This is a genomic window from Pseudomonas sp. GD04015 (assembly GCF_029837675.1).
Classification (GTDB): Bacteria; Pseudomonadota; Gammaproteobacteria; order Pseudomonadales; family Pseudomonadaceae; genus Aquipseudomonas; species Aquipseudomonas paralcaligenes.
The window spans coordinates 207,398-220,295 of sequence record NZ_JAOEEE010000006.1 but is presented as its reverse complement, the minus strand read 5'-3'; the positions used below and the strand labels follow the sequence as shown (position 1 = coordinate 220,295).

Annotated in this window: 12 protein-coding genes and 1 pseudogene; 6 read left to right on the top strand and 7 right to left on the bottom strand. The window is 64.4% G+C overall.

The window, feature by feature from the left end; all coding sequences use genetic code 11:
• The 3 genes from N7640_RS07795 to N7640_RS07785 form a co-directional block, all read right to left on the bottom strand.
• On the bottom strand, window positions 1–782 hold a 782-nt coding region (locus N7640_RS07795; protein WP_279906189.1), incomplete at its 3' end, for an SDR family NAD(P)-dependent oxidoreductase.
• Complete coding sequence (locus N7640_RS07790; RefSeq protein ID WP_279902528.1) at window positions 779–1,717, bottom strand: bile acid:sodium symporter family protein; 939 nt, start codon at window positions 1,715–1,717, stop codon at window positions 779–781. The genes N7640_RS07790 and N7640_RS07795, both read right to left, overlap by 4 nt.
• On the bottom strand, window positions 1,698–3,041 hold the full coding sequence (locus N7640_RS07785) for an NAD(P)-binding domain-containing protein (RefSeq protein WP_279902527.1): 1,344 nt from the start codon (window positions 3,039–3,041) through the stop codon (window positions 1,698–1,700). The genes N7640_RS07790 and N7640_RS07785 overlap by 20 nt, the downstream gene beginning before the upstream one ends.
• A gap of 105 nt (window positions 3,042–3,146) precedes the next feature.
• Here N7640_RS07785 and N7640_RS07780 point away from each other — a divergent pair, with 105 nt between their 5' ends.
• The 3 genes and pseudogenes from N7640_RS07780 to N7640_RS07770 all read left to right on the top strand — a co-directional run bounded on the left by N7640_RS07780 (window position 3,147) and on the right by N7640_RS07770 (window position 6,827).
• Window positions 3,147–4,115 (top strand): AraC family transcriptional regulator, encoded by a 969-nt coding sequence (locus N7640_RS07780; protein ID WP_279902526.1) that lies wholly within the window; start codon window positions 3,147–3,149, stop codon window positions 4,113–4,115.
• The gene (locus N7640_RS07775) at window positions 4,112–4,867 is read left to right on the top strand and encodes a spermidine synthase (RefSeq protein WP_279902525.1); all 756 of its coding nucleotides are present in this window, start codon (window positions 4,112–4,114) and stop codon (window positions 4,865–4,867) included. The genes N7640_RS07780 and N7640_RS07775 overlap by 4 nt, the downstream gene beginning before the upstream one ends.
• A 228-nt stretch (window positions 4,868–5,095) precedes the next feature.
• A pseudogene (locus N7640_RS07770) lies at window positions 5,096–6,827 on the top strand (DEAD/DEAH box helicase).
• Window positions 6,828–6,899: 72 nt separating this feature from the next.
• Here the strand turns inward: N7640_RS07770 and N7640_RS07765 are convergent.
• Entirely contained in the window at window positions 6,900–7,163 is a 264-nt protein-coding gene (locus N7640_RS07765) for a DUF4404 family protein (RefSeq protein WP_279902524.1), read from the bottom strand.
• 441 nt (window positions 7,164–7,604) lie between these two features.
• On the opposite strand from N7640_RS07765, the gene N7640_RS07760 reads away from it, so the two are divergent.
• Both N7640_RS07760 and N7640_RS07755 read left to right on the top strand, forming a co-directional pair.
• Complete coding sequence (locus N7640_RS07760) at window positions 7,605–8,768, top strand: hypothetical protein (RefSeq protein ID WP_279902523.1); 1,164 nt, start codon at window positions 7,605–7,607, stop codon at window positions 8,766–8,768.
• 606 nt (window positions 8,769–9,374) lie between these two features.
• Window positions 9,375–10,286, top strand: coding sequence for a hypothetical protein (locus tag N7640_RS07755; RefSeq protein ID WP_279902522.1), 912 nt, complete (start codon window positions 9,375–9,377; stop codon window positions 10,284–10,286).
• 94 nt (window positions 10,287–10,380) lie between these two features.
• Here N7640_RS07755 and N7640_RS07750 read toward each other — a convergent pair whose 3' ends face one another.
• A complete protein-coding gene (locus N7640_RS07750; RefSeq protein WP_279902521.1) occupies window positions 10,381–11,043 on the bottom strand; it encodes an HAD family phosphatase in 663 nt (220 codons plus the stop codon).
• 57 nt (window positions 11,044–11,100) lie between these two features.
• Window positions 11,101–11,517, bottom strand: a complete 417-nt coding sequence (locus N7640_RS07745) for an acyl-CoA thioesterase (protein WP_279902520.1) — start codon at window positions 11,515–11,517, stop codon at window positions 11,101–11,103.
• 116 nt (window positions 11,518–11,633) lie between these two features.
• Between N7640_RS07745 and N7640_RS07740 the strand changes: the two genes are divergently transcribed.
• Window positions 11,634–12,335 carry a VacJ family lipoprotein gene (locus N7640_RS07740; RefSeq protein WP_279902519.1) on the top strand — a complete coding sequence of 234 codons (702 nt, stop codon included), beginning with the start codon at window positions 11,634–11,636 and terminating at the stop codon, window positions 12,333–12,335.
• Window positions 12,336–12,394: 59 nt separating this feature from the next.
• Here N7640_RS07740 and N7640_RS07735 read toward each other — a convergent pair whose 3' ends face one another.
• Entirely contained in the window at window positions 12,395–12,694 is a 300-nt protein-coding gene (locus tag N7640_RS07735; protein WP_279902518.1) for a PilZ domain-containing protein, read from the bottom strand.
• Window positions 12,695–12,898 lie beyond the last annotated feature (204 nt).

Sequence of the window (12,898 nt, the reverse complement as noted above, 5' to 3'; positions counted from 1 at the left end):
TACAGGCCTGGCGCGATGCGCCAGAGCAGGCTGGCGAGCCAGCTGCCGCGGTCCGGGAACAGCCGCTCGCGGCCGCTTTCCAGGGCGTTAAGGATTTCCCCGGCCATCCACGCGGCGCTGCGCACGCTGCCCAGGGTCGAGCGGGCGTGGCCGGCCGGCTGGCCGTCGGCGCCAAGGGCGTTGCGGTCGATGGGGGTGTCGAGAAAGCTCGGGTAGACCATCAGCAGGCTCACGCCGTCCTGCGCCAACTCGGCGCGCAGCACCTCGAAGCTCTGCGCCAGGGCTGCCTTCGCCGCGCAGTAACCGGCACGGCCGAGGACCGGCATCCAGCCGGCCATGGAGCCGATGCAGGCCACCCGGCCACGGCTCTCGCGCAGCAGGTCGGCGGCGGCCAGGGTCAGTTCCAGCGGCGCGTGGTAGTCCACCGCCATCACCTTGCGCAGCACCTCGGGGCGAGTGAGCAGGGTCGGCGAGCGGTGGGTGATGCCGGCGTTGTTGATCAGCAGGTCGAGACGGCCGAACACCGCGCGGCAGGCGTCGACCAGCTGGCGATGCAGGGCCGGGTCGGTGATGTCGCCCGACAGCGCCTCGACCCGGTCGCTGTCCAGCTCGGCCACCCGCGCGGCCAGGCCGGCAGCGTCGATATCGGTGAGCAGCAGGCTGTGGCCGCGGGCGTGGCAGGCCTTGGCCAGCGCCCAGCCCAGGCCGCTGGCGGCGCCGGTGATCAGGACGGTCGCGGGAGTGTTCTTGTGGGAGCGGCCTTGGCCGCGATGCGAAGTCATGGCTGGTAATCGCGGCCAAGGCCGCTCCCACGCTGTTCGGCCAGGTCGCCAAGGGGGCGCCGCGCCCAGAGCAGGGCCAGCACCAGCCCGGCCAGCAGTTGCCAGCAGCCCCAGAAGGCGGCAATCAGCAGCATGCCGCCGGCCTGGGGGAAGAAGGTGAAGATCAGTGCCATGCCCAGGGCCGAGTTGTGGATGCCGGTCTCCAGCGTTACCGCGCGCACGTCGGCGTCGCTCAACCGCCACAGCCGGGCGCACAGGTAGCCAAGGCCCAGGGCCATCGAGTTGAGCAGCACCACCAGCCAGAAGAACAGGTGGAAGTGCTCGACGAACTGCGCGAAGTTCTTGGCGAAGGCGCCGCCGACGAAGGCCACCAGCACCAGCAGGGAGAAGTGCCGCAGCGGCTTCTCCAGCTTGCGTGCCAGTCGCGGACGGCGCCTGCCCAGGGCCATGCCGGCGAGCATCGGCACGATCAGCACCAGCACCACCATGGCCAGCAGCTCCAGCGGATCGACGCTGATCTCGGTGAGCAGCGCTCGGGTGCTCGGGTTGAGCCCGGCGTACAGGGCGAAGTTGAGCGGGGTGAAGATACCGGCGGTGAGGCTGGACACCGCGGTGACGCTGGCCGACACCGCCACGTTGCCGCGCGCCAGCCAGGTCATGATGTTGGAGAAGGTGCCGCTGGGACAGGTGGCGACCAGGATCATGCCCAGGGCCAGCTGCGGGTCGATCGGCAGCAGCATGGTCAGGCCGCAGGTGGTCGCCGGCAGCAGCAGGAACTGCACCAGCATGCCGATGGCCGGCGCCTTGGGCGCGCGGACGATGCGGCTGAAGTCCTCCGCGCGCAGCTCCAGGGACACGCCGAACATCATCAGGGCGATGATGGCGTTGAGGGCGATCATCGCCGTGGGCGAGAACTCAAGATTGACGCTGGGCATCGGGCCGCTCCTCGGGCTGGGTGGTGGGCGCGAGGTCGCAGCGCAGCTCGGCGATATGTGCCTTGAGTGCGGCGCGGTAACTGGTCTTGTGCACGTAGTAGGCCATGCGCGGCAGCTTCAGGTAGGCGTAGCCGCCGTCCAGGCGCTGGCCGGCGCGTTGCTGCACGGTGTCGCGCAAGGCCCTGGCCGAAGAACGGCCGTCCAGCTGCTGGCGGATCGCCAGGGCGACCAGTTCGGCCTGTTCGGCGCGACCCTGCCAGCCCAGGCCCGAGGCCTCGATCATGCCGAGCATGAACAGGTCGTCGTGCTGTGGGTGGAATACGTTGAGGTAGAGCTGCGGGGCATCGGCGCCGTCCGGCCAGTTCAGCTCGGCGCGGTCGATGAAGGGGTAGTCGAGCTGGTAGCCCGTGGCCTGCAGGATCAGGTCGTACTCGTCCTGACGGCCGTCGGCGAAGATCACGGTCCTGCCTTCCACCGCGCGGATGTCGCCGCGCGGCCGGATATCGCCGTGGCCGATATGGTGCAGCACCAGGGAGTTCATCACCGGGTGCGACTCGTACAGGCGGTAGTCCGGGTCGGGCAGGCCGTACTGCGAGGGCTTGCCGACCAGGATGCGGGCCACCAGGCCGTCGACCAGCTGCTTGAGCCGGCGCGGCAGCTTCACCGCGCCGCCGAAGGTGTCGGTGGGCCGGCCGAGGATGAACTTGGGCAGGAAGTGGTAGCCGCGGCGCACCGACAGGTCCACCGATTTGGCCCGGTGCACGGCGTCCACGGCGATGTCGCAGGCCGAGTTGCCGCAGCCGACCACCAGCACGCACTTGCCGGCGAACACCTCCGCGCTCTTGTAGGCAGAAGAATGCAGCAGCTCGCCGGTGAAGCGGCCGGGCAGCGCCGGCTGGTTGGGCGTGTGCAGGGTGCCGTTGGCGATCAGCACGCCGTCGAACTGCCACTCGCGCTGGCTGCCGCCGTGCTCGCTGACCAGCCGCCAGCCCCGGCTCAGGCGCTCGACGCGCACCACCCGGGTATCGAACCGGTAGTGCTGGCGCAGGCCGAAGCGTTCGGCGTAGTCGCGGAAGTAGCGGCCGATCTGGCTATGGTGCGGGTAGGGAGGCACGTCGTCCGCCATGGGAAACTCGTCGAACTGGGTCATGCCCTTGGACGAGATCAGGTGGGCCGACTCGTACATGGTGCTGTGCGGGTTGGCGATATCCCACAGGCCGCCGACATCGTGGTGCAGTTCGAAGCCGACGAAAGGGATACCATGGCGCTGCAACTGACGTGCAGCGGCCAGCCCCATGGGGCCGGCGCCGATGATGGCATGCATGCAAGGCTACTCGATTGTCTTTCTGGTTATGTTCCGCAAGCATATGCAGCCACCTGCATGCCGTAACGGCTCAAACAGGACCTCTTCCGGTTAATTCAGGACTCCATGAGCAACCCGCCTTCGGTCACCGTCCACTACGCCCAGGCCATCCTCCAGGCCGCCGAGCGCCTGGCCCTGCCGCTGCCCGCCGAGCTGCGCTTGCTCGGCCAGGAGGCACGCATCCCGCTGGCGCGCCAGGAGGCGCTGTGGGAAGCCTTCTGCGTCGCCGCCCATGACCCGCTGATCGGCCTGCGCCTGGGCAGTGCCCTGCAGGTCGGGCACCTGGACATGGTCGGCGCGCTGCTGATGAGCTGCGAGACCCTGGGCGAGGCGCTGGAAGCGCTGCTGGAGTACTACCCCATCGTCGGCGAGGGCGGCGAGTTCGGCCTGGTCGAGGAGGGCGACCAACTGCGCCTGGTCTACCTGCCGCACTACCAGGTGCGCCGCGAGGAGCGGGTGGAGGCGGTGCTGGCCAGCCTGGTGCACATGGCGCGCTGGATCACCGGCGAGCGCATCCAGCCGCTGGAGCTGCACTTCGCCCATCCGCCGCGCGCGGCCGAGGCACGCTACATCGAACTGCTTGGCTGCCCGTTGTGTTTCGGCGCCGATGACAATGCCCTGGTGTTCGATCGCGCCGACCTGGGCATGCCGCTGATCCAGGCCAACGCGCTGATGCGCGAGCACCTGCGCGGCCTGGCCGACAGCCTGCTGGAGCGCCTCGGCAATCAGAGCCTGGCGGCGCGGGTGCAGCAACTGCTGCGCCAGCAGCCGCGCTGGGGCAAGGAGCGCATCGCCGAACAGCTGGAGCTGAGCGGCCGTCACCTGAACCGCAAGCTGGCCGACGAAGGCACCAGCTTCAAGCTGCTGCGCGACCAGGTGCTGCACCAGATGGCCGAGCAGCGCCTGCGCGAATCGCCACGGGTGGCCGAGGTCGCCGAAGGGCTCGGCTTCTCCGACGAGAGCGCCTTCGCCAAGGCCTTCCGGCGCTGGAGCGGGATCACCCCCGGGCAGTTCCGCCAGGGGCTCGGCCAATGAGCGACCTGCGCGAGGAAATCCTGCTGGAGGAAGTGCGCGACGACTGGGGCGTGATCCGCGTGCTGGAGGTGGGCGACTACCGCTTCCTCGAGTTCGGCGAGGCCATCGAGCAGAGCTGCACCTACACCCGCGACCCGGCTTGGCTGGAGTACGACTACACCCGCGCCATGCTGATCGGCGCGCTGTGCCACGAGGCGCCGGAGTCCGCGCTGTTCCTCGGCCTCGGTGGTGGCACCCTGACCCAGGCGTGCCTGAAGTTCCTGCCGCTGGACGATGTCGAGGTGATCGAACTGCGCCCCGACGTGCCGCGCCTGGCCATGCGCCACCTGGGCCTGGCCGACGACCCGCGCCTGACCGTGCGCATCGGCGACGCTCTGGAACTGCTGGACAGCGCCGAGTCGGCCGACCTGATCTTCGTCGACCTCTACACCGACACCGGTCCGGCCGCCGGCCACCTGGCCTGGCGCTTCCTGGAGAACTGCCAGAAGCGCCTCAATCCCGGCGGATGGCTGGTGATCAACCAGTGGGGCACGGACGACGGCCGGCCGCTGGGCGCGGCCTTACTGCGCGGCCTGTACCACCGCCACTACTGGGAGATTCCGGTGAAGGAGGGCAACGTCGTCCTGCTGGTGCCGGCGGACCTCGACCAGCCCCTCGGCCTCGATGCCCTCACGGCCCGCGCCGAGGCACTCAAACCGCGCCTGGGCTACTCCCTGCAGCCGCTGCTGGACGTGCTGCGCCCGGCCACCTGAGCGCGCCGTTCGGCCGGATGGCGCAAAATCCCGACCCGTAGTCAGCTTTTTCCTGTATGATTCGCGCCCGGCCAAAACTGGCCCCGTCAATTTCACGAAGCCCGGCTTCGCTGCTGGTCCGCCCGCGCGGACTACCCTTGACGTTTCATCCATCGTTTTCGCAAATACCCGTCGATCGGCTGCCAGGGTGACCCACAAGGTCTTACACGGCATGCGCAGCCTTTGTTCCTGGGTTTTTGCGGATGCACACAGAGGCAGACCCATGACCCAGGAAACCGGCACCTTTGCCGATCTCGGCCTTCATCCCTCCATTCTCGCCGCACTGACCGCGGTCGGTTACGAAGAGCCGTCCCCCATCCAGGCCCAAGCGATCCCGATGATCCTGGCCGGCCACGACATGATCGGCCAGGCCCAGACCGGCACCGGCAAGACCGCCGCCTTCGCCCTGCCGATCCTCTCCAGGATCGACCCGGCCAAGCGCGAGCCCCAGGCGCTGATCCTGGCGCCGACCCGCGAACTGGCCCTGCAGGTGGCCACCGCGTTCGAGACCTACTCCAAGCAGATGCCCGGCGTGAACGTCGTGGCCGTGTATGGCGGCGCGCCCATGGGCCCGCAGCTCAAGTCCCTGCGCATGGGCGCGCAGATCATCGTCGCCACTCCGGGCCGCCTGGTCGACCACCTGAGCCGTAACGACCAACTGCTGTCGACCATCCGCCACCTGGTGCTGGATGAAGCCGACGAGATGCTCAAGCTCGGCTTCATGGACGACCTGGAAGTGATCTTCCAGGCCATGCCGGCCACTCGCCAGAGCGTGCTGTTCTCCGCGACCCTGCCGCACTCCATCCGCGAGATCGCCGAGAAGCACCTGCGCGAGCCGAAGCACGTCAAGATCGCGGCCAAGACCCAGACCGTGTCGCGCATCGAGCAGGCGCACCTGATGATCCACGCCGATCAGAAGATCAACGCCGTGACCCGCCTGCTGGAAGTCGAGGACTTCGACGCCCTGATTGCCTTCGTGCGCACCAAGCAGGCCACCCTGGACCTGGCCGGCGCCCTGGAAGCCAAGGGCTACAAGGCCGCCGCGCTGAACGGCGATATCGCCCAGAACCAGCGTGAGCGCGTGATCGAATCGCTCAAGGACGGCCGCCTGGACATCGTGGTCGCCACCGACGTGGCCGCCCGTGGCATCGACGTGCCGCGCATCACCCACGTGCTCAACGTCGACATGCCGTACGACCCGGAGTCCTACGTGCACCGTATCGGCCGTACCGGCCGTGCCGGTCGCGATGGCCGCGCCCTGCTGCTGGTGACCCCGCGTGAGCGCCGCATGCTGCAGGTGATCGAGCGCGTCACCGGGCAGAAGGTCGGCGAGGTCAAGCTGCCCAACCCGCAGCAGGTGCTGGACGCCCGCATCAAGAAGCTCACCACCAGCCTCACTCCGTTGACCGCCGACGCGGAAGCCAGCCATGGCGCCCTGCTGGATCGCCTGATCGCCGATATCGGTTGCAGCCCGCGCGCCCTGGCCGCGGCCCTGCTGAAGAAGGCCACCGGTGGCCAGGCCCTGGATCTGGCCAGCGTCGAGCGCGAGCAGCCGCTGGTGCCGAGCGTCGGTGCCCCGCGCGAGCGTCGCGAGCGTGACGGCGACCGTCCCGAGCGTTCGTACGACCGCGGTGACCGTGGTGAAGTCCGCGAGCGTCGCCCGATGGCCGCGCCGAGCGAAGGCAAGGCCCGCTGCCGCACCGCCTTGGGCGCGCGTGACGGCATCGCCGCGAAGAACCTGCTGGGCGCCATCCTCAACGAGGGTGGCCTGCAGCGTGATGCGATCGGCCGCATCCAGATCCGCGAGACCTTCAGCCTGATCGAGCTGCCGGAAGACGGCCTGGATCGTCTGCTCGGCAAACTCAAGGACACCCGCGTCGCCGGCAAGTCCCTGAAGCTGCGTCGCTACCGCGAAGACTGATTCAGAAGTCGATGTGCAGAAACGCCCCCTCCGGCCAGACCGGAGGGGGCGTTTTTCGTTGCGGGGCGAAAATCAGATACCCATGTTGGCCAGGCTCTGCAGGATGTTGCGCAGGGTGCCGGTCAGGGTGGGGTGCTGGCTCTCGAAGCGCTCGACCGCCAGGTTGACGCCGTCGACCAGGGTGGCGTCGGGGTCGCTGGCCAGTTCCCTGGCCAGCTTGAGGTCGATCTCCTGCATCAGTTCGAGCAGCGCGGCGCGATCATCGACGTCCAGCGGCGCGTCGGTCGCGAGCTCCTCGCGCAGTTGCTGGAAATAGTGCTGCAGGCGTACGGACATGGTTGTCTCCTTCATGGCTATCGCAGAGTGGACCGGACCTTTCGTTCCGGGTTCGCTGCATATGGCTGAAGGTTAATCCAGGCCGGGGACGCTCGCCTGATCCAGGGCAAGTTTTGGGTGTCAGGGTTTTTCGTTCCGTTCGGTGCCTTGCACTACTTCGCAGAATCCGGTCCTTCTGACATTGCAGCCAACACCAAGCCGCATTTTTCCGCTATGTCTTACACTGTGGTTTCGACACTCACTCTAGACAGCTTTTATGTTCCTCCATCGCCTCTGGGGGCGCTTTTCGTTCTGCTGATGTCGCGTTTACCCTCTCGACTCGCATGGATATCAAAATGTTAGCGTATAAGGCGACCCATTATCCGAACTTCTGTAAGGATGTTATGCGACAGTAATGTCGTCTAATAATTGTTAGCCCCCACTTTATCCAACCGAGGCCCCATGAACGTAGCATTTCTCTTCAATTCAGATCATCCAGCCTTGGGAGGCTACTACGGCGGCCCGGTGATGGACTTGGTTCTAGGTGCGAATGTCCTACAAGGGGAGTCGCGCTCGATGCGAGTTTCCCTGGGTGACATACTCACTTTCAGTGCAGTGTCTCAAAGCAAAGACCGGACTTACGACGCTCTCGATAAACTGTGTCGCGCTGTGTATGTGTCCGTCTCATTCGACCGGCTAAAAAAGCCTCAGCTGGAGTCGACATACACTACTGCGACCGTCTACTGTTGGTTGTTTCAAAACATGACGCAGGCTGCAGCGGAAAATCTAAACGATAAGCTGCAGTCTGCTGACTTTTACTTAGGCTGTATGGATGTGATTTTCTCTAGACCGCTTCATCTGCAGTTTTTTCGAAACAGCTTGAGCGAGACGTGCAGGTTAACAGGAACAAGGTGCGTCATCTTCTATGACATGGGTCATAACGAAGATCACAATGTTTGCTTGAGGGAGGCATTTGAACGAGATGGCTTTGAAGTTGAATGCGAGGATCAAGGTGCTCGTCGGACAATCTTCGACAATTATGACTCTCTGGAACATTTCAAGCGGGTAGAGTCATTTAAGTCCTTCTGCTCCAAGTTGCCTGCCTTGAGCGATGATGATGCGTCGGCAATTGCGCACAGCCTAGAAGAACTCCACCCAAAACTGTTTGATGCATTAGCAGCGGCGGCGCGAACACTAGAACGAGCTGAGACTGAAGAGGACTATGCTCAAGCGGCTCTTTCGGGTAGGCGGCTGCTTGAACGAACCGCAGACGCTCTATTTCCTCCTCAGGAGGTTGACTGGAACGGGCGCAAAGTCGGTCCCGCTCAGTACAAAAATCGCCTTTGGGCGTATATTGAGAAGGCTCTTTCTAGCACCGACGCATCAGCTGGTCACCTGAAGGCTCTTGGAAAGGAGGCAGACCGCATCATCGAGCTTTTCAACTCAGGGCTTCATGCTAGTCCAACTCGGGAGAAGGTCGAGCTAGCGTTTCGCGACCTCGTTACCTGGCTTTCTTCTGTTATCGATATAAACCCATCGATGGCCCGAAACCCATATCAACCGTACGGATTGGAAATTGACTCGTTCATGCAGTCAATCCCCACCGACATTGACGGTGGAGTCTAATAACTCATTCAAGCCGATACTACTTCGTGGCACGGCTTAACTCAGGAGTTAGGTGCAAAATAGTGGGCGCAAGCAAATTACTTGAGCAGGTCAAAGACATTGAGATCTTTTTTGGTCTTTGCGCGCGTATTAGCAGCAGATCGCGCTGCATCAGCTGATCAGGAAAATGGAAGCTCCAGTCCACCGTATGTGCCTGACGCTAATGGTTGGGAAAACACCACAATTGAGTCGTTTCTTGAAAGTGCAATCGCATGGGCTGAGGCTAGCGACTTCGGCCTAACCCAAGGTCTTTCCTCATCAAATCCGTGGCAACAGTGCGCTGTTTTTCTTTACTGCGGAAAGGTTTATGAGTAGCACCTAAAGAATCGCTCAAAATTATTCGCTGGGATGGGCTAAAGCCCGCCCCTTAACCAAACGTTAGGTCGCAGTGGGCAATTTGGGCGGTGGTTCCTGCCTCGGTAAATCTACTGGCCGGGCTCGCGCTGCGAGCCTTGCGCAAGGTTTTCCGGCTAGGGATGATTCAGGGCTCCATGGGTATGAACAGCCTCGGATCCATGCCCTGATCCGCTTCAGAATACTTACCATCATTTTTGCAGGAGCCCTTCCATGTGCTGTTTCTCCTTTCGTTCACTGCTTCCGCTGATCCTCGTCATTGCCGCCACCACAGCACATGCTGCCGAGGACTGCGGCTTCCTTCCGACTTCCGAGGTCGATGAGGCTTTCGCCGAGTTCGCGCCCTGGCACACGATGGTCGGTGGTGCAGTCGGCCACTGCACCTTCATGTCCGACAAGCGCTCGCCGCCAAATTCGGTCAGCTTCATGCAACAGTTCAAATCGTCCAGAGCCGATGCCAATGATGTGTATGAAGGCATGCGGCAGGGACTGGCCGGCGAATACACGATGAAGGACGTCAAAGCCTTGGGCGATCGTGCGTTCCGCTACGAACCGAAGAACGGTAGTGCGCAAAGCTCGCGCACCACCTCGATCACCGCGCAGAAGGACCACCTGGTCATCACCGTCATGCTGAGCCTGCAACGTGCTGTGACGGAAGCCGACGTGCAGGCCGCCTCGAGACTCGGCCAGTTCGCGCTACGCGGCGCAAATGACGCGGACATGCAGCGCAAGGCGACCACCTGCCCCTGGTTCGACGAAGGCGGCCTGAAGAAGCTGTTCGGCGGCAAGCCATACGAGGTGCAGGTGCATGGCGAGAACAGTTGCATGGCGCTAGACAAGCAATCGCGTGTATTGCTGCTTTCTGCGATGGAGGTGCATGGCGGCTTCTCACCTGATGTGCTGCGATCCGGAGATTGCCAGACTCGCGACGTACCGGAACTGGGCGAGGACGCAAAACTGTCGTTTGCCTGCAAGAGCGGCAATCCGCGCGCCGAAACCAGCTTCGTCGAGAACGGCCTTGTCATCCAACTCACCTGGGCCGCCGGCGTCGAGCCTGGCGAAGCGGAAAAGACTGCACTGATCGAACTGGCAAAGTCTGCACGCGAGTTGCAGGCCGCGAGGTGAAATCTCACCAGAGATCGGCGTCCATTGCTGGCAGCCAATGAGAACCGGGTAGAGCCCAAAAGTCAGCTAATCAGGCTGGTTGTGAGCCGATGGGTTATGGTTTTTCGCCCTTGCTGCGCCGTACAGCAAGGTCGTACAGGCACGCCGGCAACTCGCCGGGGTGGTCGATTACCGAATGGGCGCCGAGCCGGTACAGTTCCAGGGTGGCCTGGGCGCGCAGCTTCTCGCGTTCGGCGGCGGGCAGGGCCTGCCAGTCGGCCAGGGCCAGCCCGCACGGCGAGCCGCAGCTGGCCAGGCCGATGCACCAGAGCCCGGCATTCAGTCCTGCCTGCAGCAGGCGCGGCTCACTGGCGATCAGCACGCAGCCTTCCAGACACTCCACCTGCAACAGGGCCAGCGCCTGCCAGAGGCTGTCAGGCGCCAGCCAGGGGCGGGCGTCTCCGGTGCAGCAGAGGGTGACGTCGCGGGGCAGGGCGCTCGCAAGGCGCCGCGCGACTTCGGCGGGCAGTTCGTCCAGGGCGGCATGGGGCAGGCGCTGGAGCGCCAGCTCCTCCAGCAGCTCGATCACGCCGGGTAGCGCCTCGGCCCGCTCGTTCGCGCTGGCGAGCAGGCTGTCCAGCAACTGCGGTTGTCGCAGGTCTTCGGGGCAGTGGCGTAGCCCCGTATGCTGCAGGGCGACCGGCAGGGTGCGGGCGCCGTGGTCGACCAGGCAACCGGTCAGACCGAACAGCAGGGCGGTGAACTGGGGTTCTGGCATGGCGACTCGTTTCCCGAAGCGTTCGGGGCAGGGTAGCCAGCGCCTGTGACGATCCGGTTACGACGGATCGACGCCCATCACCCGGCGCACGTCGTCGGGCACGAGCACCGAGACATTGCCGCCGTGGTCGATCCACACCAGCTTGCAGTGGCCCTCGCCGTAGCAGCTCTGCGGGTCTTCCAGGGTGCTCAGGCGGTGCTCGACCACCAGGCTGCTGCGCCCGACCGGGCCGGCGTACAGTTCGACCACCACGGTGGCGGGATGGACCACCGGCTTCAGGTAGGTGTGCAGGGTTTGCAGCACCACCGGCCCCTGGGCGTCGTGGTCGATGTCCAGGCCCACGCTGGCGAACCAAGCCACCCGGGCCTCTTGGACGTATTCCAGGTAGACGGTGTTGTTAACGTGGCCGTAGTTGTCCATGTCGCCCCAGCGCACCGGGATGTGGGCGGTATGGAGCAGGCGTTTTTCCGACATGCTGGAGTCCACTATGCTGCTGCCATACGGGACAGCGACGTTTATACTGCGCGGCCTGCAAGGATATCCGGCTGGCCACGGGCCGCCACACTACTGATGCGATGGGGAGACTGCAAATGCGAATGATCGGTGCGAGCTGGCTCGATCGTCTGGGCCGCCTGTGTGCCTGTGCCGCGATGGCCGTGCTGCCGCTGGCGGCGAACGCGGCCGAGGAAGACCCCTGGGAGAGCTTCAACCGCCCGATCTTCCGCTTCAACGATACGCTCGACACCTACGCCCTGAAGCCCGTCGCCAAGGGCTACCAGGCGGTGACCCCGCAGTTCCTCGAAGACGGTGTACACAATGTGTTCCGCAATATCGGCGACGTCGGCAACCTGGCCAACGACCTGCTGCAGGGCAAGGTGCACGATGCGGGTGTCGATGGTAGCCGCCTGATCTTCAACACCACCTTCGGCCTGCTGGGCTTCTTCGACGTGGCCAGCGAGATGGGCCTGCAGCGCAACGACGAGGACTTCGGCCAGACCCTGGGCGCCTGGGGGCTGGGCAGCGGTCCCTATCTGGTGATTCCGTTCCTCGGCCCGAGCACCGTGCGTGACGCCGGTGCCAAGATTCCCGACGGCTACCTCGGCCCGTACCCCTACATCGACCATGTGCCGACCCGCAACGTCACCCGCGCCGTCAACGTGATCGATACCCGCGCCAGCCTGCTGTCGGCGGAAAAGATGATGACCGGCGACAAGTACATCTTCATCCGCAACGCCTACCTGCAGAACCGCGAGTTCCGCGTGAAGGACGGCGAAGTGGTGGACGACTTCTGAGTCGTTCACGGCAATGAAAAAGGCGGCCATTGGCCGCCTTCTTTCTTTCCGCCTGTGGATCAGGTCATCGACAGGATGGCCAGGCCGATCGAACTCCGGCCGTCTTCCAGTTGGATGATCCGCACCACCTCGGCCTCGGCTTCCAGCCCCTTCAGTTCGCTGTGCTCGGAAGGGATGTGGACCTTCACCTTGTCGCCCATGGCCACCTGGCAGTCCGCTTCCACCTGCATGCCCGTGCTGGAGAGGTCGAGGCACTGGGCCTGGATTTCCTTGCCGGCGTGGTGGAGTGTGACGGGGGCTTCCAGTCGCATGCGGATGAAGTCGCGTTTCTCGCTGTAGGCGCGATCGTTCTGGCTCATGGACCTATCCTCTTGTTTTGGGACGCTCTCTGGAGGGTCTTATAACTCCCGCCGATTTGCGGTGTAAAGGCGCCCGGCGACAATCGGCTGGCCGCTTGAATCGCCCGGCGGATGGGAGTACCGTCTGCGCCTTGAATCGTCCGAGCACAGGTGTACAGTCTGTTCCGAGGCGCCAAATTCAACTTCTCCGGCGTCGTTTGCCTG